The 24,582-nt window shown below is 65.3% G+C and carries 19 protein-coding genes; 17 read left to right on the top strand and 2 right to left on the bottom strand.

Annotated features, from left to right (window positions below; translation table 11 throughout):
• Positions 1-130: 130 nt before the first annotated feature.
• Positions 131-2,758: an alanine--tRNA ligase gene (gene alaS / locus IB243_RS02550; protein WP_192424778.1), complete on the bottom strand. Its 2,628-nt coding sequence runs from the start codon at positions 2,756-2,758 to the stop codon at positions 131-133.
• A gap of 255 nt (positions 2,759-3,013) precedes the next feature.
• On the opposite strand from alaS, the gene IB243_RS02545 reads away from it, so the two are divergent.
• The 9 genes from IB243_RS02545 to IB243_RS02505 all read left to right on the top strand — a co-directional run bounded on the left by IB243_RS02545 (position 3,014) and on the right by IB243_RS02505 (position 11,754).
• Positions 3,014-3,931, top strand: a complete 918-nt coding sequence (locus tag IB243_RS02545; protein ID WP_192424776.1) for a dihydrodipicolinate synthase family protein — start codon at positions 3,014-3,016, stop codon at positions 3,929-3,931.
• 37 nt (positions 3,932-3,968) lie between these two features.
• Entirely contained in the window at positions 3,969-4,916 is a 948-nt protein-coding gene (locus IB243_RS02540) for a 4-hydroxyproline epimerase (RefSeq protein WP_192424774.1), read from the top strand.
• Positions 4,917-4,947: 31 nt separating this feature from the next.
• On the top strand, positions 4,948-6,063 hold the full coding sequence (locus IB243_RS02535) for an FAD-binding oxidoreductase (RefSeq protein WP_192424772.1): 1,116 nt from the start codon (positions 4,948-4,950) through the stop codon (positions 6,061-6,063).
• Between the two features lie 20 nt (positions 6,064-6,083).
• The gene (locus tag IB243_RS02530; RefSeq protein ID WP_370540311.1) at positions 6,084-6,344 is read left to right on the top strand and encodes a 2Fe-2S iron-sulfur cluster-binding protein; all 261 of its coding nucleotides are present in this window, start codon (positions 6,084-6,086) and stop codon (positions 6,342-6,344) included.
• Positions 6,341-7,681, top strand: a complete 1,341-nt coding sequence (locus IB243_RS02525) for an FAD/NAD(P)-binding oxidoreductase (RefSeq protein WP_192424768.1) — start codon at positions 6,341-6,343, stop codon at positions 7,679-7,681. Before IB243_RS02530 ends, IB243_RS02525 begins: the two co-directional genes overlap by 4 nt.
• Positions 7,682-7,830: 149 nt before the next feature.
• Complete coding sequence (locus tag IB243_RS02520) at positions 7,831-8,466, top strand: TRAP transporter small permease (RefSeq protein WP_192424766.1); 636 nt, start codon at positions 7,831-7,833, stop codon at positions 8,464-8,466.
• A gap of 39 nt (positions 8,467-8,505) precedes the next feature.
• Complete coding sequence (locus IB243_RS02515; protein WP_192424764.1) at positions 8,506-9,771, top strand: TRAP transporter large permease; 1,266 nt, start codon at positions 8,506-8,508, stop codon at positions 9,769-9,771.
• A gap of 80 nt (positions 9,772-9,851) precedes the next feature.
• A complete protein-coding gene (locus IB243_RS02510; RefSeq protein ID WP_192424763.1) occupies positions 9,852-10,874 on the top strand; it encodes a TRAP transporter substrate-binding protein in 1,023 nt (340 codons plus the stop codon).
• A gap of 205 nt (positions 10,875-11,079) precedes the next feature.
• Positions 11,080-11,754 carry a GntR family transcriptional regulator gene (locus IB243_RS02505; RefSeq protein ID WP_192424761.1) on the top strand — a complete coding sequence of 225 codons (675 nt, stop codon included), beginning with the start codon at positions 11,080-11,082 and terminating at the stop codon, positions 11,752-11,754.
• Between the two features lie 149 nt (positions 11,755-11,903).
• On the opposite strand, the gene IB243_RS02500 is transcribed toward IB243_RS02505, so the two are convergent.
• Complete coding sequence (locus IB243_RS02500; RefSeq protein ID WP_192424759.1) at positions 11,904-13,322, bottom strand: PLP-dependent aminotransferase family protein; 1,419 nt, start codon at positions 13,320-13,322, stop codon at positions 11,904-11,906.
• A 540-nt stretch (positions 13,323-13,862) separates the two neighbouring features.
• Between IB243_RS02500 and IB243_RS02495 the strand changes: the two genes are divergently transcribed.
• The 8 genes from IB243_RS02495 (at position 13,863) to IB243_RS02460 (ending at position 24,541) form a co-directional block, all read left to right on the top strand.
• On the top strand, positions 13,863-15,671 hold the full coding sequence (locus IB243_RS02495; RefSeq protein ID WP_192424757.1) for a right-handed parallel beta-helix repeat-containing protein: 1,809 nt from the start codon (positions 13,863-13,865) through the stop codon (positions 15,669-15,671).
• A gap of 361 nt (positions 15,672-16,032) precedes the next feature.
• On the top strand, positions 16,033-17,325 hold the full coding sequence (gabT, locus tag IB243_RS02490; protein WP_192425359.1) for a 4-aminobutyrate--2-oxoglutarate transaminase: 1,293 nt from the start codon (positions 16,033-16,035) through the stop codon (positions 17,323-17,325).
• Positions 17,326-17,368: 43 nt separating this feature from the next.
• Positions 17,369-18,469 carry an ABC transporter ATP-binding protein gene (locus IB243_RS02485; protein ID WP_192424755.1) on the top strand — a complete coding sequence of 367 codons (1,101 nt, stop codon included), beginning with the start codon at positions 17,369-17,371 and terminating at the stop codon, positions 18,467-18,469.
• Positions 18,470-18,553: 84 nt separating this feature from the next.
• Entirely contained in the window at positions 18,554-19,585 is a 1,032-nt protein-coding gene (locus tag IB243_RS02480; RefSeq protein WP_192424753.1) for an ABC transporter substrate-binding protein, read from the top strand.
• Positions 19,586-19,613: 28 nt separating this feature from the next.
• The gene (locus tag IB243_RS02475; RefSeq protein WP_192424751.1) at positions 19,614-20,879 is read left to right on the top strand and encodes an ABC transporter permease; all 1,266 of its coding nucleotides are present in this window, start codon (positions 19,614-19,616) and stop codon (positions 20,877-20,879) included.
• A gap of 31 nt (positions 20,880-20,910) precedes the next feature.
• Positions 20,911-21,729 carry an ABC transporter permease gene (locus IB243_RS02470; RefSeq protein ID WP_192424749.1) on the top strand — a complete coding sequence of 273 codons (819 nt, stop codon included), beginning with the start codon at positions 20,911-20,913 and terminating at the stop codon, positions 21,727-21,729.
• Between the two features lie 17 nt (positions 21,730-21,746).
• Positions 21,747-22,856 carry an ABC transporter substrate-binding protein gene (locus IB243_RS02465; protein ID WP_225584671.1) on the top strand — a complete coding sequence of 370 codons (1,110 nt, stop codon included), beginning with the start codon at positions 21,747-21,749 and terminating at the stop codon, positions 22,854-22,856.
• Positions 22,853-24,541, top strand: a complete 1,689-nt coding sequence (locus IB243_RS02460) for a methyl-accepting chemotaxis protein (RefSeq protein WP_192424745.1) — start codon at positions 22,853-22,855, stop codon at positions 24,539-24,541. Before IB243_RS02465 ends, IB243_RS02460 begins: the two co-directional genes overlap by 4 nt.
• Positions 24,542-24,582: the final 41 nt, after the last annotated feature.

The following is a 24,582-nucleotide window of genomic DNA, read 5'->3' as shown; positions in this document are numbered from 1 at the left end:
TGTAGGGGGAAAGCCGGTTTTCCGTCATCCCCTTTTTGGCAGACAAGGCCACCAGCACATCAGTCACACCACAGCGGCCTGCGCCACTGTGACCCTGTGACGACCCGAACGTGTTTACGTTCTCAGGGGATCAGCCCAGTTGTTGCGTGACCCAGCCCGTCACCGAGGCCAGCGCCGCTGGCAGCTTGGAGGCATCGGTGCCGCCGGCCATGGCCATGTCGGGCTTGCCGCCGCCCTTGCCGCCCACTTGCTGGGCCACAAAGTTGACCAGTTCGCCGGCCTTGACCTTGCCCACGCTGTCGGCGGTGACGCCTGCAGCGATCTGCACCTTATCGCCGTCCACGGCGGCCAGCACGATGGCAGCGGTTTTGAGCTTGTCCTTGAGCTTGTCCATGGTGTCGCGCAGTGTCTTGGCGTCGGCGCCAGGCAGCGCGGCGGCCAGAACCTTGAGGCCCTTCACATCCACGGCCTGGTTCACCAACTCATCGCCCTGGTTGGAGGCCAGCTTGCCCTTCAGGGCCGCCACTTCCTTTTCGAGAGCGCGTGCGTTGTCCAGCGCCTGGCTGATGCGGCCATTGAGTTCAGCCACCGGCGCCTTGAGGGTGCTGGCGGCCTGGTTCACGGTGTCTTCCAGGTTCTGCAGATAGGCCAGCGCGTTCGCGCCCGTCACCGCCTCGATGCGGCGGATGCCCGCAGCCACGCCGCCCTCACCCACCACCTTGAACAGGCCGATGTCGCCCGTGCGCTGCACGTGCGTGCCACCGCACAGCTCGCGGCTGGTGCCGATGTCGAGCACGCGCACGGTTTCGCCGTACTTCTCGCCAAACAGCATCATGGCGCCGGTCTTCTGGGCCGATTCGATGTCCATCACGCGCGCCTGCGTGGGCTGGTTGGACAGGATTTCTTCGTTGACGCGGCGTTCGATCTCGCGGATTTCAGCCGCGGTGACGGCGCCGTTGTGTGTGAAGTCAAAACGCGTGCGATCGGCATTCACCAGGCTGCCCTTTTGCTGCACATGGCTGCCCAGCACTTCGCGCAGCGCCTTGTGCATGATGTGCGTGACCGAGTGGTTGCGCACGGTGGCTGCGCGCACGGCGGTGTTCACCTGGGCCTGCACCGTGTCGCCCACGTTCAGCGTGCCCTCTTCAAGCATGCCGTGGTGGCCGAACACATCGGCCTTGATCTTGAGCGTGTCGCCCACCGCAAAGCGGGCGGAGCCACTGGTGATGGTGCCTTCGTCACCTACCTGGCCGCCGCTTTCGGCGTAGAACGGGGTGGTGTCCAGCACCAACACACCGTTTTGACCAGCCTTTAGGGCTACAGCGCTTGTCCCATCTACGTAGATAGCTATGATTTTTGCAGTCTCAGCCAGATTTTCATAGCCGGTGAACGCGTTGGCTGCACCGGTGTACTCCAGCGCCTTGTCCATCTTGAACTTGCCGGCTGCGCGGGCCTGGGCCTTCTGCTTTTCCATGGCGGTCTTGAACCCGGCCTCGTCCACCTCGACGTCGCGTTCGCGGCACACGTCGTTGGTCAGGTCGAGCGGGAAGCCGTAGGTATCGTGCAGTTTGAACGCCACATCACCGGGCAGCACCTTGGCGCCGCCGTCCAGGGTGGCGTCCAGGATTTCCATGCCATTGGCCAGCGTTTCAAAGAAGCGCTCTTCTTCCACCTTCAGCACCTCGGTGATGCGCTGTTCCTGCTCGCGCAGGGACGGGTAGGCATCGCCCATCACACGCACCAGGTCGGCCACCAGCTTGTGGAAGAACGGCGTCTTCTTGCCCAGCTTGTAGCCGTGGCGGATGGCGCGGCGCACGATGCGGCGCTGCACGTAGCCGCGGCCTTCGTTGCTGGGGATCACGCCGTCGCTCACCAGGAAGGCGGTGGCACGGATGTGGTCGGCGATCACGCGCAGGCTCTTGTGGTTCAGGTCGGCCACGCTGGTCTCGCGGCCAGCGGCCTTGATCAGCGCATCGAACAGGTCGATCTCGTAGTTGCTGTGCACGTGCTGCAGGATGGCCGCCAGACGCTCCAGGCCCATGCCGGTGTCCACGCAGGGCGCGGGCAACGGGGTCACGGCGCCGGTTTCGTCCATGTTGAATTGCATGAACACGTTGTTCCAGATCTCGATGAAGCGGTCGCCGTCTTCATCGGGGCTGCCGGGCGGGCCACCGGCAATGTGCGGACCGTGGTCGTAGAAAATTTCGCTGCACGGGCCGCAGGGGCCGGTGTCGGCCATCATCCAGAAGTTGTCGGACTTGTAGCGGCCACCCTTGTTGTCGCCGATGCGGATCACGCGCTCGGGTGGCAAGCCGATTTCCTTGGTCCAGATGTCGTAGGCCTCGTCGTCTTCTTGGTACACCGTGGCCAACAGGCGCTCGGGCGGCAGCTTGTAGACCTCCGTCAGCAGTTCCCAGGCCCACTTGAGCGATTCACGCTTGAAGTAGTCGCCAAACGACCAGTTGCCCAGCATCTCGAAGAAGGTGTGGTGGCGCGCGGTGTAGCCCACGTTTTCCAGGTCGTTGTGCTTGCCGCCCGCACGCAGGCACGCCTGAACCGACACCGCACGGTTGTACGAGCGCTTGTCGGTGCCCAGGAACACGTCCTTGAACTGCACCATGCCCGAGTTGGTGAACATCAGCGTGGGGTCGTTGCCCGGCACCAGGGGACTCGACGGCACCACGGTGTGGCCCTTGGAGACGAAGAAGTCCAGGAAGGACTTGCGGATGTCAGCGACAGAAAAAGTGGGAGTGCTCATGGTGTTATGGAGTGGTTGCACGGAGCAGGCAGGCCGCAGGACCCGCGCCTGCGCGTTGCCTGTCGCTGCCCCTATGGGGACCAACCTTTCATTATAGGTTTGCAGTCTGGTGGTCCGTGGCTGGAGGGCGACAGGGCGGGGATAGACGCCACCAATCCACGTTCCAACGAATGCTGAAAAATCCGCTTGCGCACTTTAAATATCTTGTTAATATATTAATAACCACAACCCACCCACCGACCCAAGGAGCCCCTCGTGAACCCACAACCCCGCTGGCAAGGCATCTTCCCCGCCATCACCACCAAGTTCCACGCCGACGAGTCCATCGACGCCGAAGGCACGGCCCGCCACATCGACTTCCAGATCCGCAACGGCATCCATGGGCTGGTCACTTGCGGGTCGCTGGGTGAAGCCAGCACGCTCAGCCTGGAAGAAAAGCTGCAGGTCGCCAAGATTGCGCTGGAAGCTGCCGATGGCCGCGTGCCCGTGCTGGCCAATGTGTCTGAAACCAGCACCCGCGATGCTCTGCGCTACATCGACGGTGGCAACAAGCTGGGCGTGGCCGGCTACATGGTCATGCCCTCGGTGATCTACGTGGCCGACGCCCGCGAGGCCATGGCCAACGTGCGCGCCATGGCGGGCGCCGCCCAGCGCCCCCTGATGGTCTACAACAACCCCGTGGCCTACCGCGTGGACCTGAAACCCGAACACATGGTGGAGCTGGCCGACTGCGAGTGGATCGCCGCCATCAAGGAAAGCACCGGCGACATCCGCCGCATCACCGACCTGCGCAACACCCTGGGCGACCGCTACCAGCTCTTCCTGGGCGTGGACGACCTGGCCTACGAAGGCCTGGCCCTGGGCTGCGACGGCCTGCTGGCCGGCGTGGGCTGCGCCTTCCCGCGCGAAACCGTGGCGCTGTACGACCTGATGAAGGCGGGCAAATTTGCCGAGGCGTTGCCGCTGTACCAGTGGATGACGCCCATGCTGCACCTGGATGTGTCCAATAAGCTGGTGCAAAACCTCAAGCTCATCGACGCACTGGTGGGTGTGGGCACCGAACACATGCGCCGCCCACGCCTGCCGCTGGTGGGCGAGGAACGCGCATTTGTGGAGAGTGTGGTGCGCAAGGCCCTGGCCACGCGCCCTACAAAATACCAGTCTGTCGCCTGAGACACTGAGCGCCCTACTTCACCACCACCAGAGCACCATGCAACGCATCCACGTGATCGACTCCCACACCGGCGGCGAGCCGACCCGGCTTGTCATCGATGGTTTTCCGGACCTGGGCACTGGCACCATGGCCGAGCGGCGTGCGCTGCTGGCCGAGCGCCACGATGCCTGGCGGGCCGCCACCGTGCTGGAGCCGCGTGGCAGCGATGTGGTGGTGGGGGCCCTTCTGTGTGCGCCACAAGACCAGGCCAACGCGGCGGGTGTGATCTTCTTCAACAACAGCGGCTACCTGGGCATGTGTGGCCACGGCACCATCGGGCTGATTGCATCGCTCGCCTACCTGGGCCGCATCACGCCCGGTGAGCACCGCATCGAGACACCCGTGGGCATCGTCACCACCACCCTGCACGCCGATGGATCGGTCAGCGTGCGCAACGTGCCCGCCTACCGGCTGCACCACGCATTGGCCATCGAGGTGCCCGGCTACGGCCGCGTGGTGGGTGATGTGGCCTGGGGCGGCAACTGGTTCTTCCTGATCTCTGACCACGGCCAGCGTGTAGCCAGTGACAACCTTGAGGCGTTGATGAACTACAGCTGCGCCGTGCAGCAGGCCCTCAAAGACCAGGGCATTCGGGGCGACAACGGCGGCGAGATTGACCACATCGAGCTGTTTGCCGACGACGACCAGGCCGATGACCCCGCCGATAGTCGCAACTATGTGCTGTGTCCCGGCAAGGCGTATGACCGATCACCCTGCGGCACGGGCACCAGCGCCAAGGTGGCCTGCCTGGCGGCCGACGGCAAGCTGGCACCGGGCGCACTCTGGCGCCAGGCCAGCATCATCGGCAGCCAGTTCGAGGCCAGCTACACGCTGCAGGACGATGGCAAGGTCATCCCCACCTTGCGGGGCCGCGCGCACATGAGCGCCGATGCCACACTGCTCATCGAAGACAGCGACCCCTTTGGCTGGGGAATCCGGCTGTAATCCGCAGCTCGTTCCGAAACACACGCGCGCCATGCAACACACCGACGTTCTCGTCATTGGCGCTGGCATCGTGGGTGCCGCCTGCGCCCATGCGCTGGTGTTGGCCGGGCTGTCGGTGCGTGTCATCGATGCGCGCCTCGGCGGCGCCACGGCAGCGGGCATGGGCCACCTGGTGGTGATGGACGACAACCCGGCAGAACTGGCGCTGAGCCAGACATCGCTGGACCTCTGGCACGCCTGGGCGCCCCACATGGACGCGGGCTGCGCGTTCACCCCTTGCGGCACGCTCTGGCTCGCTGCCAACGATGCCGAACTGCAGGCTGCGCATGACAAACGCACCACCCTGCAAGCGCATGGCATCGCCTGCGAGATGCTCGACGCGGCCGCCCTGGCCCGCGCAGAACCCGCACTGCGCCCCCGTTTGGCGGGCGCGCTCAAGGTGCAGGGCGACAGCGTGGTCTACGCCCCGCGCGCAGCCCAGTGGCTGCTGGACCAGGCCGCAGCCCACGGGCGCCTTGTGTTTGAGCAAGCCGAAGCCCTGCAGATCGAGGGTCACACTGTCACTTTGCGCGATGGCAGCCAGCGCAGGGCAAGCGCCATCGTGCTGGCCAGCGGCATCCACGCCCCGCAGCTGTGCCCTGGCCTGCCGCTGCGCCCCAAAAAGGGCCACCTTGTCATCACCGACCGCTACCCGGGCACCGTGCACCACCAGCTGGTGGAGCTGGGCTATATCACCAGCGCCCACCACAGCGACGGTACCTCGGTGGCCTTCAACGTGCAGCCCCGGCCCACGGGGCAGCTGCTGATTGGCTCGTCGCGCGAGTTCGACACCACCGATCCTGCCGTCAACAACGCCGTGCTGGCACGCATGCTGCAACGTGCGCTCGACTACCTGCCCGGCCTGACCGACCTTAACGCCATTCGCACCTGGACCGGCTTTCGCGCAGCCACACCCGACAGCCTACCGCTGATTGGCGCGCACCCCGAACACCCGCACCTGTGGCTGGCCGTGGGCCATGAAGGGCTGGGCGTGACCACGGCGCCTACTACCGCGCAGTTGCTGGCGGCACAGATCGCAGGCGACACACCGGCGATCGACCCCACGCCCTATGCACCTGCACGCTTTGCGGGCCTGACCACACCATGACCCCCTTTGCCCCCACCCTTGTGCAGATCGTCGTGAATGGCACGCCCCTGCAGGTGCCCGCAGGGACCAGCGTCGCCGCCGCGCTCGCGCAGCAAACACCGGGCACCACCCGCACCTCGGTCACCGGCGAGGCGCGGGCGCCGCTGTGTGGCATGGGCGTGTGCCACGAATGCAGGGTGCGCATCCATGGCCGCACCCGTCTGGCGTGCCAGACGGTCTGCGTCGAGGGCATGCAAATTCACACCGATGTCGGTACAGCCCCTGGGAGTGCAACGCCATGACCGAGCAACACTCGAAGCACGAGCGCTGCGACATCCTCATCATCGGCGCAGGCCCTGCCGGTTTGGCCGCAGCCCTGGCTGCTGCGCCCAGCGGTGCGTCGATCACCATCGTGGATGACAACCCGCAGCCCGGTGGGCAGATCTGGCGCGCTGGCCCCCAGGTGGCCTTGCCCGCCCTGGCGCAGCAGCACCTCGCGGCCCTGGCCCGGCATACCAACATCCGCCTGCTGCCCGGCACCCGTGTGGTGGGCCTGGGGGGCACCCAACCCATCCAACCCGGCGGCAAGGCCCCTGCCCTGCTGCTGGAAGACGCCGACCGGGGCTGGACGCAGCACAGCCACCGCATCGTGCTGTGCACCGGGGCGCGCGAGCTGCTGCTGCCTTTCCCAGGGTGGACACTGCCCGGTGTGACAGGCGCGGGCGCTTTGCAGGCCCTCATCAAGGCAGGGCTCGACGTGCGCGGCCAGCGCATCGTCATTGCTGGCACCGGCCCGCTGCTGCTGGCCGCTGCTGCCACCGCCACCCAAGCGGGCGCCACCGTAGTGCGCCTGGCGGAACAAGCGCCATGGAGCGCGCTCGCAGGCTTTGCGGCGCAATTGCCGCGCTGGCCCGCCAAGGCCATGCAGGCCCTGACGCTGCTCCACACCCGTTTGCGTGCCAGTACCTATGTGCTGGAGGCACAAGGCACCACCCAGGTGCAGTCCGTGCGGCTGCGCAAAGGGCAGCACGCAGAAGAAACCATCGCCTGCGACCGCGTGGCCTGCGGGTTCGGGCTGGTGCCCAACACCCATTTGGGGCAGATGCTGGGCTGCGCCCTGGGCGGGCCGCTGAGCGGTGGCCAGGGCCTGGCCGTGGATGCCCACATGCGCACCAGCGTGCCCGGTGTGTTCGCTGCCGGTGAAAGCACCGGCTTTGGCGGCAGCGAACGTGCACTGGTTCAGGGCGCCATGGCAGGCCACGCTGCGGCGGGACAGGTGCCACAGGCCCAGGCGCTGCGCCCCCAGCTGGCGCGCTGGGAGGGCTTTGCACAGGCGCTGCAGGCCTCGTTCGCACTGAACGGGGCACTCAAGACACTGGCGCGGCCCGACACCCTGGTGTGCCGCTGCGAAGACGTGCCCTACGCCGCTCTGACCGGGCGCCAGGGCTGGATCGACGCCAAGCTCCACACCCGCTGCGGCATGGGCGCCTGCCAGGGCCGCATCTGCGGCGCGGCCACGCAGCACCTGTTTGGCTGGACGCCCGCGCCCCCACGGCACCTGCTGGCGCCCGCGCGCATTGGCACGCTGGCCGCGTGCACACCCGCGCCCACCAGCGAGCCCGTCACGCCCTCGGGCTGACGGGCGCACCGCCAGTTTTCCCACGCCATCCTTTTCAGGGCTTACCCGCACCCCGCAGGCATCTATTTTGCTTTTAAATATATTTGTTAGATATTAAACAACACGCGGTTGCTTCTTCCATCGGCAAGCCCTCCCCCCGGAACCACACCATGCCCACGCTCACCAGTCCACCAGCCCCGCAAGCTCCATCGCCGCCCGCCCCCGTCCGCTGGGTGCTGGCGTTGTCCACGCAGGTGTTGCGCGTCGAGCGGCACCTGCTTACCTCACTGATGACCCTGCTGGTGCTGCTGATCCTGCTCAACGTGGTCACACGCTACTCCGGCATGCCAATCTATTGGATTGACGAGGCGGCGGTGTACACCGTGGTCTGGCTGACGTTTGTGGGAGCCTCGGTCATGACACGCCTGCGCATGGACTTTGCCGTGGGCATGCTCACCGACCAGATGGGTCCCCGGGGTGCCAAGGTGGCCAAGGTGGTCGCTACATCTGGGGTGCTGCTGTTTGGCCTGGCCATGCTGGTGATGTGCTGGGTGTGGATGGACCCCATCGGCATTGCGCGCTACGGATTTGACGCCAAGGAGTTTGCGGCCGACAGCTTCAACTTCATCTACACCGAGCGCACCCAGACGCTGAACTGGCCCACCTGGGTGCTGCAGCTGATCCTGCCGGTCTTCTCGGCCACATTCAGCGTGCATGCGCTGGCCAACCTGCTCGAAGACCTGGGTGCTGCGGAGCGCGTGAAGCACGCAGGCTTTGACGTGGTCAACGCCGACGCCGTGAACTGACCCTCCGCCACACCCGCACCACCCGCCCGGAGCCCCACCATGATCACCACACTGTTCTTCCTCGCCGCCTTGTTGGTGGGTGTGCCCATTGGGGTGTGCCTGTGCCTGTCGGGCGCGGTGTACATCCTCAGCATCGGCAGCCCGGTGCTGTTCCAGTCGTTCCCCATGCAGATGTTTGGCGGGGTGGACAGCTACGGCCTCATCGCCATTCCGCTGTTCATCCTGATCGGCGAGATCATGAACAGCGGCGGCATCACGCGCCGGCTGGTGGACCTGTCGATGGCCTTCATCGGCTCGGTCAAGGGAGGCCTCGCCTACGTCAACATCCTGGCCAACATGCTGGTGTCTTCCATCATTGGCTCGGCCACCGCGCAGGTGGCCATCATGTCGCAGGTCATGGTTCCCGAGATGGTCAAGCAAGGCTATGACAAGACCTTTGCGGCCGGCCTCACGGTGTATGGCGGCATGCTGGGGCCGATCATCCCGCCCTCGGTGATGTTTGTGGTGTTCAGCGTACTCGCCCAGGTGGCTGTGGGCGACATGCTGATTGCGGGCATCCTGCCCGGCGTGCTGCTCACGCTGATGTTCTTCATCGTGATCGCCCTCATGGGCTTCATCTACGACTACCCCCGCAGCGAAAAGCGCACGCTGGCCCAGCGCGCACGCACCATCGTGCAGGCCAGCCCCACGCTGTTGATTCCCATCGTCATCGTGGGCTCCATCCTGAGCGGCCTGGCCAACCCCACCGAAGCCGCGGCCGTGGGCGCACTGGCCTCGGCCCTGGTGGGCCGCTATGTGACCAAGGAGTTCCGCTTCAGCGCCATGCCCGCCATCCTGCTGCGCTCGGCCATCTACTCGGCCATCGTGCTGTTTTTGGTGGCCGCTGCTGCGGTGTTCTCGTGGTTGCTGATCTACGGCAAGGTGCCCCAGATGGTGGCGGCCTGGGTGCAGACCGTGGCGCACGACCCGGTCACCTTTTTGCTGCTGGTCAACGTGATCCTGCTGGTCATCGGCACCGTCATCGACGGCATCCCCGGGCTCATCATGACCGTGCCCATCCTGCTGCCCATTGCCACCGACGTGTACCACATCGACCCACGCCACTTTGGCGTGGTGGTGGTGGTCAACCTGGTGCTGGGGCTGATGACGCCCCCGGTGGGCCTGAGCTTCTTTGTCGCGTCCGCCGTGACCGGGGCCAAGCCCGGAAAGATGTTCATCGTCACGCTGCCATTTTTCATCATCAGCTGCGTGGCGCTGGTGGTGCTGTCGTTGTTCCCCAGCCTGTCGCTCGGCTTGCTCAAGTAACCCGCCTTTGCGGCGCCGCATACCCCGTTCCCCTCCCGCTGCCCCCAACCCTCCCACCGTCCTTCTATCCGGAGATCACCATGACGACCACGCCCGCCCACACTGTCACCCGCCGCCATTTCATCCAGCGCCACGCCGTGGCCGCCGCCACCGTCACGGGGCTGGGCTTTCCGGCGCTGGTGCGCGCAGCCGATGCCAAGGAGTTCCGCCTCGGCCTGATCACACCCGCTGGCCACTCGTGGAACCGTGCCGCGCTGCAGTTTGGCGAAGCCTTGAAGAAGGAAACCGATGGCCGCCTGAGTGTCACGGTCTTCCACTCGGGCCAGCTGGGCAACGAGGCCGCCATGATGCAACAGCTGCAGTCGGGCGCGCTCGACATGGGCTGGATCCAGGCGGCAGAGCTGGGCTCGCGCGTGTCCAGCATCGCGGCCATCAATGCACCGTATCTGGTGCGCTCCACCCCCGCCGTGGCCAAACTGGTCAAGCACCCTTCTGCCACCAAGCTGCTGGAGGCGTTGCCGCGCGAGACTGGCACCATTGGCCTGGGCTGGGGCATCACCGGCATGCGCGCCGTGTTCTCCACCAAGGACATCACCGTGCCCACCGACATCAAGGGCATGAAGCTGCGCATCAACCCCACGCCCGTGTACCGCGACTTCTACCAGATGCTCGGGGCCGCCCCCACGCCCATCCCCACGCCCCAGGTGTTTGACGCGATGAGCAACGGCCAGGTGGACGGGCTGGAGGCGGACATCGAGTTCTCCTGGAACCAGCGTTTCGACAAGGTCGCCAAGACGCTGCTGCAGATGAACGCCCTCTTCATGCCGTTTGCGCCACTGGTGTCCGGCCGCATCTGGCAAGGGCTGGATGCCAAGGACAAAGAGATCATCCGCAAGCTGGTGGCCCAGTCGCTCGATGCGCAGATCAACGACATCGTGACCACCGAGGCGGGCCTGATCGAGAAGTTCAAGGGCACGTCCATCGCCTTCAAGACGGCATCGTCCTTCAACCCCGACGGCATCATCCAGGAGTTCGACAAGCTGTGGCTGCCCAAGGCGCCGCAGATTGCCGAGCTGCGCAAGGCGGGCGCCGGATTGGCGTGACTCCCCCTGAGTCGCCTTCGGCGCCTGCCCCCTCTCTCGCTGCGCGGGAGGGGGACGCACCCGGTGGCCCTGCAAAGCCGGTTCCACGGGTGCACTGGCTTATGCCGCGCCAGTTTCGCCGGGTACGGGGCATAGAAGAACGAGGGGCCGGGGGCCTTAAGATGCCGTGCGCAAGCCCCTGCCCTGATCATCAAACAACCCCGCCATGACACTCCGCCGCCCTTCCCCCCTGCAAGACCCCGCGCCCAAGCGGCGCGCGGCGGACGTGGCCTACGACGCCATCGAGACCATGATCTCCACGCTGCAGCTGCAGCCCGGCAGCCCCGTGGTAGAGGCCGAAATCGCCGAGAGCACGGGCCTGGGGCGCACACCGGTGCGCGAGGCGCTGCTGCGCATGGTGTCGATCGGGCTCATCGTGCAGCAGCCCCGGCGCGGGCTGCTGGTGTCGCACATCGACCTGGCCGATCACCTGGACGTGATCCAAACCCGCCGCGTGCTGGAGCGCCTGCTGGCCTCCAACGCCGCACGCCGCGCCACCGCGCCGCAGCGCCAGGCCATCGTGCGCTGTGCTGAAAACATGGTGCAAGCCGCAGCACGTGGCCACCTCGACGACTACATGCTGGCCGACCATGAGCTGGACCTCGTCACCCACCAGGCCAGCCAGAACCATTCCGCCGTCAAATGCGTGCAACCGCTCATCGTGCAGTGCCGCCGCTTCTGGTACGCCTACCAGCACGAAGGTGAGGTGTCGGAAGGCGCCCGCGCGCACATGCAACTGGCCCAGGGCATCGCCAGTGGTGACGAAGCCCAGGCCATGGCGGGCGCGGAGCAGCTGATGGAATACCTGGAGCGGTTTGCGCGGCGCATCATTGACCGGTAGTAACAGGCGCCGCCACAACAGCAGCAGCAGCAGGGGCAATTCGGGCTTCAGCGGGTTTAGCTATTATTTTTATAGCTACTAGCGCTTTACCAATAAGCGCTAGCGGCCAAAAGAACTTGCAAACTGCTGCTCCAACGGAGGCAGCGAGCCTATTCCGCCACCTGCTGGCCCAGCACGATGCGCTGCTCCAGAAAGCGCCATATGCGCTCGTCCTGGCTGAACGCCACGTTAAACCGCAGCCAGCCTGTGGGGCGCGGCTCCACCAGGAACAGCTGACCGGGGCCGAGCATGATCCCCGCACCCGTAGCCTCTTTCGACAGCTCGGCACTGTCGGGCAGGTCGGGGTGCCGGGCCCACAGGTACATACCCGCCTCGGGCTCGTGGAACAGCTCGAACCCCAGGTTCAGCAAGCGCCGCCCCACCGTGCGGTGCGCGTCGGCCAGGCGTTCGCGCAGCGACTTGAGGTGCTTGCGCCAGCGCCCATCGGTCACCACGCCAAAGGTGATGCGCTCGGTGATCTCTGACGAGGTCAGACCCGAGATCATCTTGAGCTGCACCAGCTCATCGAGCAGATCGCGCCGCGCCGCCAGAAAGCCGGTGCGCAGGTTGGGCGATATCGTCTTGGAGAAACTGCCCAGGTAAATCACGCGGTTGAGCTGGTCCAGGCTGGCCAGCGAGGGGCGCACGCCGGTGTCCATGTCGGCGTAGATGTCGTTTTCCACCAGCATGAAGTTGTGCTGCTCGGCCAGCTGAAGCAGCCGGTGCAGGTGCGCCACCGACGCCACCGAGCAGGTGGGGCTTTGCAGGCGTGGCTGGGTGAAAAACACTGTGGGCTTGTGCTCGGCCAGCAGGGCCTCCAGCGCCACCAGGTCGTAGCCTGTGGCCGTGCGTGGCACGCCCACAGGATGGCCCCCCGCAAAGCGCAGCATGAACAACAGGTTGGGGTAACCCGGGTCATCCACCAGCACGACATCACCGGGCTTGACGAGGCGGCGCGCCACCAGGTCCAGCGCCTGGCTGGAGCCCTGGGTCAGCAGCACCTGGTCGGCGTCCACGGCCAGGTGGTGTTCGGCCAATGACTCGGCCACCACCATGCGCAACGCCATGTGGCCGTGCGGCAGACCATAGCCGTCCAGCTCCGGGCCATCGGACGACAGCTGGCGCATGCTGCGTTTGACGGCATCGCCAAACAGCCAGTCGTGCGGCAGCCAGCCGCACCCTGGTTTCATCGGCAGGTTGCGGTTCTCGAAAATCTGCTTGAGGTACCAGCGCGCATCAAAACGGGGCACCGGCCGCTCGGGCGCACCAGCGCCGGGCGCGGCCCCTTCATCGCCCCGCCGCTTCACGAAAAAGCCTGCGTTGGCGCGCGACACCAGCCAGCCCTGTGCCACCAGGCGGTCGTAGGCCTCAACCACCGTGAACACGCTCACGCCGTGGGCGGCCGCAAAAGCTCGGATGGAGGGAAGCTTGGCGCCAGGTTTGAGCACCTGCCCAGCAATGAGGCCGCGCAAGCCATCAACGATCTGGCTGACCAGCGGTGTCTGAAGATCCGGGCTGAGAGTGAGCATCAAAAGAGCAAGAAAAGGGGCCAAATTGTGCACCGGACCCGCAGATCCCAGCTCAGGGATTGCGTGTACAGGACCGGGCACCTGCACAGCGCGCATCCTTCCGTGGTGCCGAGTGCCTGGAGGGACCGCGGGCAGAGCCCCCATCAGATCCCCTCCAACCTGCCTCTATTGTCCGCCAGCCTCGCATGCCCATCCCGGAGGCCGCCACGCGATTTTCCGGGCCGGTGGCAAGCGGCACATTGCGCAGTTTCAGCACGATGTTTTCAACCCTTGGGACCAGTCTGCAGGCGCCTTCAGCCCGGGTAGTCCCGCCGGCGAAAAGGCCTGTCCGATGTGAACGGTAGCGCAAGACCGACGGGCGGTATTCAGCCTTTTGTCACCAATAACGGCCATCGGATTGCGCCCACCGTCTGTCCTTTTTCGGCCTTCTGGATATGCACGCACACGTTCCCCAGCGATAGGCTTGCCCCCCAACCCGCCTGGCACCGATCACGCTGAGCCGGGTTTGAAAACCAACACCCAACACATTGAGGGACACCCATGCTGACACGGACGCCTGACCGAACTTCTTCACGGATTTTTCAGCCCAAGCCCTGGGCCCTGGCCTTGGGACTTTGCCTGGGCGGAGCCACGGGCCATGCACTGGCAGAAACCGCCCACACCCCACCGGCAGGCTACAAGCCCTGCGCCATCGAGGGGCAGAAATGCAGCTTCAGCGGCACGGCCAATGTGGTTTATGGAGCGGGCACCACCTGGACCAGCCCCCGCAGCTTCACCAACGGTGCGAACTGCAGCAACGCCACATTTGGCGACCCTTTGTGGGGCGTGCAAAAGGCTTGTTATGCCAGTGCCCCAGCGTCACCGCCAGCTCCTGCGCCGGTGCTGGGCGCGCCTCCATCGGGCTACACCTTGTGCGCCGTCGAGGGGCAGCAATGCAGCTTCAGCGGCACCGCCAAGGTGGTCTATGGGGCTGGAACAACCTGGACTGCCGCGCGCCCATTCACCAACAACGTGATGTGCAACAACGCCACTTTTGGCGACCCCCTGAATGGCGTGAAAAAGGCGTGCTACGCCAGCAGCCCCGTCCCAACACCAGCACCACCGGCTCCTCCGCCAACGCCCCCGGCACCGCCGGCTCCACCAGCGCCTCCGCCAGCACCAGCTCCCGGTGGCTCCGTAACGTATTACTTCTCGGACTGCCAGGCAGGCGCGGCCACCGGTTGCGTGCCGGGAAGCAATTCCAACCCCGGCACCCAAGCCGCCCCCAAGCAAAACCTCACAGGAATTAACGTCAACACCCTGCCTGCTGGCGCGGCATTGCGCTTCGCACGCGGTGGTGCGTGGGTGGTGGGCATCACCACGTTCGAGAACATGAACGTCCGCGCAGATGCCCCCCTCACGTTCGATGCATATGGCGCAGGGCCTGCGCCGTTGCTGACCACCAACAACAACGGGATTGCCCCCTTCGAGCTGGGAGGGCGATACAGCAACACATCGAACGATGGCGGGTATGCATTCCGCAATCTCCGAATCCACGGATCCAACAACTCGGCCTGGGGCTTCTGGTTGAACGGCAATGTCCGCGACGTCGTGATCGAGAACGTGGAGATATCCGGCTTCCAGATCGCCATCCACTCGCAGGCACGCGCGCCCCATGGCGTGAACAACGTATTGATCCGCAACAACCACATCCATCACAACGCCAGCATGGGCATCCTGGGCCAGTTCCGGAACAGCGTGATCGAGGGCAACCTGATCGAGGCCAACAACTTCAGCGGCAGCGGCTTCAACCACGGCACCTATCTCTCAGGCAGCAGCGGACTGAGTGGCACCAACGTCACCCTGCGTAACAACCGCTACATTCGCAATTCCGTGGTCAACGGCGTCTGCCAGGGGGGCAACATGACCTTCCACGGCCAGATGGACGGTGTGCTGATTGAAGGCAACCGGATCGAGCAGGATGCTGCGACGGACGGCTGCTGGGAGATGTCGATCACGCAGGGGTACGACTCGGCCGAGTGGTTCCGCAACTTCGTGGTGCGCAACAACAAGCTCATCAATGCCGGCAACACCGGCATGGCCGTGCAGTCGGCACCCGGCATCGTGATCGAGGGCAACGTCGTCATCAACACACAGACGACGTTTCAAGTAGCCATCAACGTGGGCCACACCGAATTCCAGAACGGTGATGTCCCCGATGGAAACGCCGTGGTGCGCAACAACGTAGCGTGTTTTCCGACACCCCACGCAAGCAGCACCGTGGTGCGCGTGATTGCACCGAACAGCGTGGTCACGAACAACACCGTGGTGACAGGAGTGGCTGCAACGACCGGGGTTTGCGCCCGGTAGAGGATAGCTTCGCGCCTCGGTGAGCATGGGCCTCGCAGCACGCTGCGAGGCCTTTTTTGTCTTCATGCACCATTTTGGAAGATGGCAAGCGGCCCGCCGCTGCATCCTGGCTCCAGACCCTCTGTCCTCTGAACGCCTTGGTTTGCCCACTGATCCGCGCTGGGAATTGCACTACGGCCGCGCAAACGGGGGCGCATTGTGCACCGACTTGGCGCGCGCCAGATCAGGGATTGCCTGTACAGGACCCAGGCCCTGCACAGTGCACGCAAAACAGCATGCCGGTGTACATGGACGATAGGTTGCGTGACTTTCAGAATTCACCCATTCCTTCATTTCGTGTTCATCACACATGTCCACCGCCATGCAGCAAGACCGCCACTTCACCAACGCCGCCCTCCTCACCCGCCGCCATGCCGCCGTGGCCCGTGGCGTCGGTCAGGCCCATGAAATCTTCGTCCAGAAAGCACGCAACGCCGAGCTGTGGGATGTGGAAGGCCGCCGCTTCATCGACTTTGCCGGGGGCATCGCCGTGCTCAACACCGGCCACCTGCACGCCGGCGTGATCGCCGCCGTGAAGGCCCAGCTGGACCTGTACACCCACACCTGCTTTCAAGTGGTGGCGTACGAGCCCTACGTGGAAGTGTGCGAGCGCCTGAACACCCTGGCGCCGGGTGCATTTGCCAAGAAGAGCCTGTTGCTGACCACTGGTGCCGAGGCCGTGGAGAACGCCATCAAGATCGCCCGCGCCTACACCAAGCGTGCTGGCGTGATCGCTTTCACGGGTGGCTACCACGGCCGCACCAACCTCACACTGGGCCTGACGGGCAAGGTGGTGCCGTACAAGACGGGTTTTGGGCCGTTTCCGGGCGAGGTGTACCACGCGCTGTTCCCCAATGCGCTGCATGGCGTCAGCGTGGAGCAGGCGCTGCACTCGGTGGAGCTGATCTTCAAGAACGACATCGAGCCCGAGCGTGTGGCAGCCTTCATCCTTGAACCCGTGCAGGGCGAAGGTGGCTTTTACGTGGCGCCACCCGAATTCATCACCGGCCTCAAGGCCCTGGCAGACCGCCATGGCATCCTGCTGATCGCCGACGAAGTGCAGACCGGGGCAGGCCGCACCGGCACCTGGTTTGCTTGCGAGCAATGGCCGGTGGCACCCGACCTCATCACCACCGCCAAGTCGCTGGCGGGCGGTTTTCCACTGTCGGGGGTGGTGGGCCGTGCCGACGTCATCGACGCCCCTGCGGCCGGTGGCCTGGGCGGCACCTATGCAGGCAGCCCCGTCGCCTGTGCGGCAGCGCTGGCCGTGATCGAAGCCTTTGAAAGAGAAAGCCTGCTGGCCCGCAGCCAGGACATGGGCGCTCTGCTGGTCAGGGCACTGAAAGAAATGGCCGCCAAAGTACCCGCCATCGGCGATGTGCGCGGCCTGGGGGCGATGGTGGCGATCGAGCTGTTCGAAGACGGCGATGTTCACCGCCCCGACGCCGCGTTAACCAAGAAGGTCGTTGCCGAAGCGGCCAAGCGTGGCCTCATCTTGCTGTCCTGCGGAACCTATGGCAACGTGATCCGCATCCTGGTGCCGCTGACCGCCTCCAACGAGCTGCTCGACGAGGGCCTGGCCATCCTGGCCGACAGCTTTGCCGCATTGAGCTGATATGCGGCCCGACCTTCATTCTGCTTACAAGGTGCCCCCGACCATGAACCCATCAGCAGAACCCCTGGTCCGCTTCAGCGGTGTACAAAAGACGTACGACGGTGAACAACTGGTGGTGCGGGCGCTGGACCTGGACATCCAGCGCGGCGAGTTTCTGAGCCTGCTCGGGCCCTCGGGCTCTGGCAAGACCACCACGCTGATGATGCTGGCGGGTTTTGAATCTCCCACTGCGGGCGACATCCTGCTCGATGGCAAGCAGATCACGCGCACGCCACCCCACAAGCGCAACTTTGGCATGGTGTTCCAGAACTACGCGCTGTTCCCGCACCTCACCGTGGGGCAGAACGTGGCCTACCCGCTCACCGTGCGCAAGGTGCCCAAGGCCGAGCAGGCCGACCGCGTGAAGAAGGCCCTGGACATGGTGCGCCTGACGGGCATGGCAGACCGCCTGCCCTCGCGCCTGTCGGGCGGCCAGCAGCAGCGCGTGGCGCTGGCGCGCGCCCTGGTGTTCAACCCCCAGCTCGTGCTGATGGACGAACCCCTGGGTGCCCTGGACAAGCAGCTGCGCGAACACATGCAGATTGAGCTGAAAGAGCTGCACCGCCAGCTCGGCGTGACCTTTGTGTACGTGACCCACGACCAGGGCGAGGCCCTGACCATGAGCGACCGCGTGGCCGTGTTCAACGAAGGCATCATCCAGCAGCTGGCCGATGTGGAGACGTTGTATGAAGCTCCGTCCAACCGCTTTGTGGCCGGTTTTGTGGGCGACAGCACGGTGCTCACGGGCACCCTGCAAGGCGCAGGCACCGAGGCGGCCATCCAGTTGCCCGGCGGCCACCTGCTGCCTGGCGTCAACGTGAACCAGGCCGCCCGGGGCGCCCCCGTACAAGCCTGCGTGCGGCCCGAGCGCGTGGTGCTGCACCCGCACTCGCAATACCCCAAGGTCTCAGCCGTTCCGGCGACTGTGGCGCGCACCATTTACTACGGCGACCACCAACGCCTGATGTGCGACCTGGGCCATGGCCAGGAGCAAGCCATTGTGAAACTGGCCCTCACCCCCACCGGCACGGGCATCCAGCCGCAGCCGGGCGATGCTGTGCTGCTGGAGTTCCCACCGGCCTCCACGCGCATCTATGCCGTGTGAACACCGCCCCATTCCTCTTTTCCGCTCCCCTGTACCCAAGTTCCCTTTCCCTGTTCCTCCACAACCCCAAGGAAAAACTGCACCATGAAAAAGAGCCTTATCGCCTGCGCATCCCTGGCCGCCTGCCTGGCACTGCCCAGCTTTGCGCAGCAGCAACTTACCGTCGTGAACTTTGGTGGCGCCAACGCCAACGCGCAGAAGAAAGCGTTCTATGAGCCCTACGAAAAGCTGGGCAACAAGATCGTGGCCGTGGAATACAACGGCGAGCAGGCCAAGGTCAAAGCCATGGTCGAGGCCAAGAAGGTGACCTGGGACGTGGTGGAGCTGGAGTCGCCAGACGCCGCACGCGGCTGCGACGAAGGCCTGTATGAAAAGCTCGACTACAGCAAGATCGTGAGCAAGGCCGACCTGCTGCCCGCTGCTGTGTCCGACTGCGCCGTGGGCATCTTCGTGTGGTCCACCGTCATGGCCTACAACGGCGACAAGCTCAAGACTGCCCCCACCAGCTGGGCCGACTTCTGGGACACCAAGAAGATCCCCGGCAAGCGTGGCATGCGCAAGGGCGCGCGCTACAACCTCGAATTCGCACTGATGGCCGATGGCGTGAAGCCCGCCGACGTGTACAAGGTGCTGGCCACCAAAGACGGTGCCGACCGCGCCTTCAAGAAGCTGACCGAACTCAAGCCCAACATCCAATGGTGGGAAGCCGGTGCCCAGGCACCGCAGTTCCTCGTGGCGGGCGACGTGGTGTTGACCACCGTGTTCAACGGCCGCATCGACGCCGCCAACCGCGAGGGCCGCAACCTCAAGATCTACTGGCCCGGCGGCATCTATGACCTGGATTACTGGGCCATCCCCAAGGGCACACCGAACAAGGACGCTGCGGTCAAGTTCATTGCCTACACCATGCAGACCGCCAACCAGGCCGCCTACGCGCAGAACATCGCCTACGGCCCGGCCAACACCACCGCCCTCGCCAAGCTGGACAAGAAGGTGCTGGACGACCTGCCCACCTCTGCCAGCAATGCCAAGGAAGCTATCCAGTTCGGCGTGAGCTTCTGGGCCGACCAGGGTGAGGCGCTGGAGAAGCGCTTCGCCGCCTGGGCCACCCAGTAAGTCAACTGCACCCGGAGCGCAAGACACCATGCAAGCATCTTCTGCCATCGCCCCTGCCGTCCTTGCCCGGGACGCACAAGCACCCGGCGCACTGCGCAAAGCGCTGTCGCGTGCCGAGGCACGGCGCAAATGGCGGGCCTTTGCCCTGACCCTGCCCTTGCTGGTGTTCTTGCTGCTCACGCTGCTGGTCCCCATTGCTGCGCTGCTGCAGCGCGGCGTGGAGAATCCCGAGGTGGCCAACACGCTGCCGGCCACCATCGAGGCGCTGCACGGCTGGGACCGCCACGAGGCACCGGGTCCGGCCGCCTATGCCGCGCTCATGAAAGACCTGGCCCGCCTGCCTGACAGCTCTGACGCTGGCGCGCTGGCGCGCAGGCTGAACTCGGAAGTGCCCGGCGCGCGCTCGATGGTGATGGGCGCCTTCCGCGCCCTGCCCATGCAAGGCGCACCCGAATCCATCCGCGACCAGCTGATCGACAAAGATGCGCGCTGGGGCGAAGCACCTTTCTGGCGTGCGATTGCCAAAAACGGCGCGCGCTGGACGCCCGACTACCTGCTCGCCTCGGTGGACCTGCAGCGCGATGCGCTGGGCCATGTCGAGCGCATGCCCGAGGAGCAGCGCGCGTTTGGCGGAATTTTGCTGCGCACCTTTCACATCAGCTTTGTGGTGACGCTGTTTTGCCTGCTGCTGGGCTACCCGCTGGCCTGGTGGCTGGCCTCACTGCCCGCGCGCCAGGCCAATGTGCTGATGATCCTGGTGCTGGTGCCGTTCTGGACGTCCATCCTGGTGCGGGTGGCCGCATGGATCGTGCTGCTGCAGTCCGAAGGCCTCGTCAATCGCGGGTTGATGGGCCTGGGCCTGATCGAGCAGCCACTTGCGCTGCTGTTCAACCGAACGGGCGTTGTGATTGCGATGGTGCACATCCTGCTGCCCTTCATGGTCTTGCCGCTGTACAGCGTGATGAAAAGCGTGCCCCCCACCTACCTGCGCGCAGCGGTTTCGCTGGGCAGCTCGCCCATCGCCGCGTTCTTTCGGGTGTATGTGCCACAAACCTACCCGGGCGTGGGCGCGGGTGCGCTGCTGGTGTTCATCCTGGCCATCGGCTACTACGTCACCCCCGCGCTGCTGGGCGGCGCCGACGACCAGATGCTGAGCTACTACATCGCCCGCTATACCAATGTGGAAGTGAACTGGGGCATGGCCTGTGCACTGGGCGCCCTGCTGCTGGCCGCCACGCTGGTGCTGTACGGCGTGTACCGCCGCATTGGCAAAGCCGAATTGAGTCTGGGCTGATCAATCCCTCCAAAGCCGAAAGTCGCTGACCATGTTTCGCCTGCCCCAATTCCCCCTGTACGCCACATTGGCCGACAAGCTCGGCTGGTGGGCCGTGCGCGCCCTGTGCGTCGCCGTGCTGGTGTTCCTGCTGGCCCCCATCCTGGTGATGGTGCCACTGTCGTTCTCCGAGAGTTCGTTCCTGGCCTACCCCATCCCGGGCTGGTCGCTCAAGTGGTACCGCAACCTGTTCGAGTCGGCCGAGTGGGCCCGCGCCACGCGCAACAGCTTCATCGTGGCGCCTGCGGCCACGTTGATCGCCACGGCCCTGGGCACGCTGGCGGCGGTGGGGCTGTCGCGGGCAGACTTCCGCTTCAAAGGCCTGCTCATGAGCATCCTGATTGCCCCCATGGTGGTGCCGATCATCGTGGTGGGCGTGGCGACCTACCTGTACTTCGCGCCGCTGGGCCTGGCCGACAGCTACTTCGGCCTCATCATCGTGCACGCAGCCCTGGGTGCCCCCTTTGTGCTGACCACCGTGCTGGCCACGCTGGCGGGTTTCAACCACAACCTGGTGCGCGCCTCGCTGAGCCTGGGTGAGACACCGTTCAACACCTTCTTTCGCGTCACGCTGCCGGTGATTGCACCGGGCGTGATATCCGGCGCACTGTTTGCGTTTGCCACGTCCTTTGATGAAGTGGTGGTCACCCTCTTCCTGGCCGGGGCCGACCAGTCCACGCTGCCGCGCCAGATGTTCAACGGCATCCGCGAGAACATTTCGCCCACCATTGCCGCCGTGGCCACACTGCTCATCCTCTTTACCACCAGCCTGCTGCTGGCGCTGGAGTGGCTGCGCACGCGCAGGGGCTGAGCATGCGCAAAGCTTTGATGAAGCACGCCCTTGGGGTGTCGTGTTGCCTGGTGTTGGCCGCGAGCCCCGCGCTTGGCCAGACGCTGACAGTGGCCAATTTTGGCGGCGCCAATGCCAAAGCCCAGCAATGGGCCTTCTATGCGCCTTTTGAAGCCACCCCCAACGCCAAGGGTGCCAAGGTGCAAGGCGTTGAATACACGGGCGACCTGGCCCAGGTGGGCGCCATGGTCCAGCGCGGCAAGCCTGAATGGGATGTGGTGGAGGTGGAATCCGCCGATCTGGCAAATGGCTGCGCCGCAGGACACTTCGAGCGCATTGACCGCACGGGCGTGCCCCACGCCAGCATGCTGCTACCCGGCACGGTGCAAGACTGCGGACTTGGGGCCTTCGTGTGGTCTACCGTGCTGGCCTTCGACAGCCAGCGTTTTGGCAAGGAAGTGCCCAAGAGCTGGGCCGACTTCTGGGACACCAAACGCTTCCCCGGCAAACGCGGCATGCGCAAAGGCCTGCGCTACAACCTGGAGATCGCACTGCTGGCCGACGGCGTGCACCGCCGCGATGTCTATGCCCAGTTGAACGGTGAGGCCGGCGTGGCACGCGCGCTCAAGAAGCTGGAACAACTCAAGCCCCACATCGTGTGGTGGGAGTCGGGTGCACAAGGGCCGCAGAACCTGCTCGACGGCACGGTAAGCATGACAACGGCCTTCAACGGGCGCGTGGCTGCAGCCAATGCAGCCACCCAGTCCTTGCGCCTGTCCATCGTCTGGATGGATGCGATCTACGAGATGGACTACTGGGCCATCGTGCGGGGCACGCCACGGCAGGCGATGGCGCTGGACTTCATTCGCTTTGCCACGTCGGAAGCCGCACAGCTCGCTTTTTCGCAGGCGATTCCCTACGGCCCCACCCACATGGGTGCCATCCTGCGCTATGAAGAAAATCGCCCCCGGTCTGCAGAACCGGCAGGAGGTGGCTCATCGCACACACCGTTGGTCGACCTGTCGATGGCCCCCAGCGACCTGCCCTCCGCCCCCGCCAACCTGCGCAGGTCCCTGGCCTTTGACGCCGGTTTCTGGCGCACGCAGGGCGCTTCGGTAGAGCGCCGCTGGGCGGCAGGCGCGCCATGATCCGAAAAACACTGCAGGCGGTCAGCGCCATGAAGGTCTGGGTGCGCCTGATGTGCACGCTGGGCTTGCTGCTGGCCCTGCTGGCGGGCGTGGGCCTTGTGGCGGCGCAGCGCATCCTGGTGCTCCATGAAACGCTGGACCACTACACACGCAACACCACGCCATCGTTGCAGGCCGTCAAGTCCTGGCAGGAGAAGCTGGCCGCCATCCGGATCCTGCAGGCACAGCACCTCATGACCGTCTCCGCCGCCGAGATGGACCCTCTGGAAAAGGGCATTGACGAAGCCCATGCCCAGCTGCGCAGCAGCCTCGCCGAACATGAACAGCGCCTGACGGGCGAGGAAGACCGGGCCTTGTGGATGGCGGTGGCCGACGTGACGCAAACGGCCATGGCCTACTGGGACAAGCTGCGCGCCGTATCGCGGGAGTCGCTCTCCGACCCCACCCGGGCAGAAGAAGCGCGGCGCCTGTTCACCGGCCGGTCGCAGCGCTTGTTTGTGGCCAGTGCAGCGGCGGTGGAACAGCAATGGCAGTTCACCACCGACGCGGCGAATGCGCTGGCCGCCAAAGGTCGGGCTACCTATGTGTTCTCCATGGCCCTGCTCGCGGGCAGCTGCACCTTGGCGCTGCTGCTGGGCACAGGCCTGGCCGCGATGGTCATCCGCTCCATCACGCGGCAATTGGGGGGCGAGCCGGTCGATGTGGCGCACATGGCGCTGACCATCGCCCAGGGCGACCTGAGCGCAGCACCCCCCGCCGGGTCGGCGCGCGCCCTGCCGGGCAGTGTCATGGCGGCCATGGCCACCATGCGCGGCCACCTGGCGGCCCTGGTCGGCGATGTGCGCAACAGCAGCGAGAGCATTGCCACCGGCTCGGCAGAGCTGGCCACCGGCAACCTCCACCTGAGCCAGCGCACCGAAGAACAGGCCAGCCACCTGCAGCAAACCGCCGCTGCCGTGTCCGTCTTGACCGATTCGGTGCGGGACAGCACGGTCAAGGCCGAGCAGGCCCATCGCCTCGCAGACGGGGCCTCTGGCGCAGCGGCAGACAGCGGACATGCCGTGCAGCAGATGGTGGACACCATGGAAGACATCTCCACCTCGTCCAAGACCATCAGCGACATCACGGCAGTGATTGACGGTATTGCGTTCCAGACCAACATCCTCGCGCTCAACGCTGCCGTGGAAGCCGCGCGCGCTGGCGAGCAAGGCCGGGGCTTTGCCGTGGTAGCCACCGAAGTGCGCTCGCTGGCCCAGCGCAGTGCCGAGGCAGCCCGAGAGATCAAGCGGCTCATTCACCACAACGTGGACAAGGTGGCGCAGGGCCACCAGCATGTGCAGCAGGCAGGGGCTTCGGTGCGCGCCATCGTCTCGCAGGTGCAGGAGATAAGCGCCATGATCGGCGACATGCACCACGCCATGGCGCGCCAGTACGAAGGCATCCGCGAGATCAGCGGCACCATGGCACGGCTGGACGAAACCACCTTGCAAAACGCGGCCCTGGCGGAACAAGGCACAGCCGCCACCCAGAGCCTGCAAGGCCAGGCGGCACGTCTGGCCGAGCTGGTCAGCATCTTTCAGCTGCCTCAGGGCCCTGCAACGCAGGCGACACCCGCCCGCACCGCCCGTGATAGCCTGCCCGTCGCCCCGCATCCACGCACCGCACTGCCCGCACTTTGGCGCTGACAGCGCCCTCTTTTTGCCGTTATTTCACCTGCATCCGGAGA

Origin of the sequence: Acidovorax sp. ACV01 (assembly GCF_014851495.1) — a bacterium.
Lineage (GTDB): Bacteria > Pseudomonadota > Gammaproteobacteria > Burkholderiales > Burkholderiaceae_C > Acidovorax > Acidovorax radicis.
Note: the sequence above shows the minus strand (reverse complement) of the source record. Positions and strands in the feature narration are given on the sequence as shown.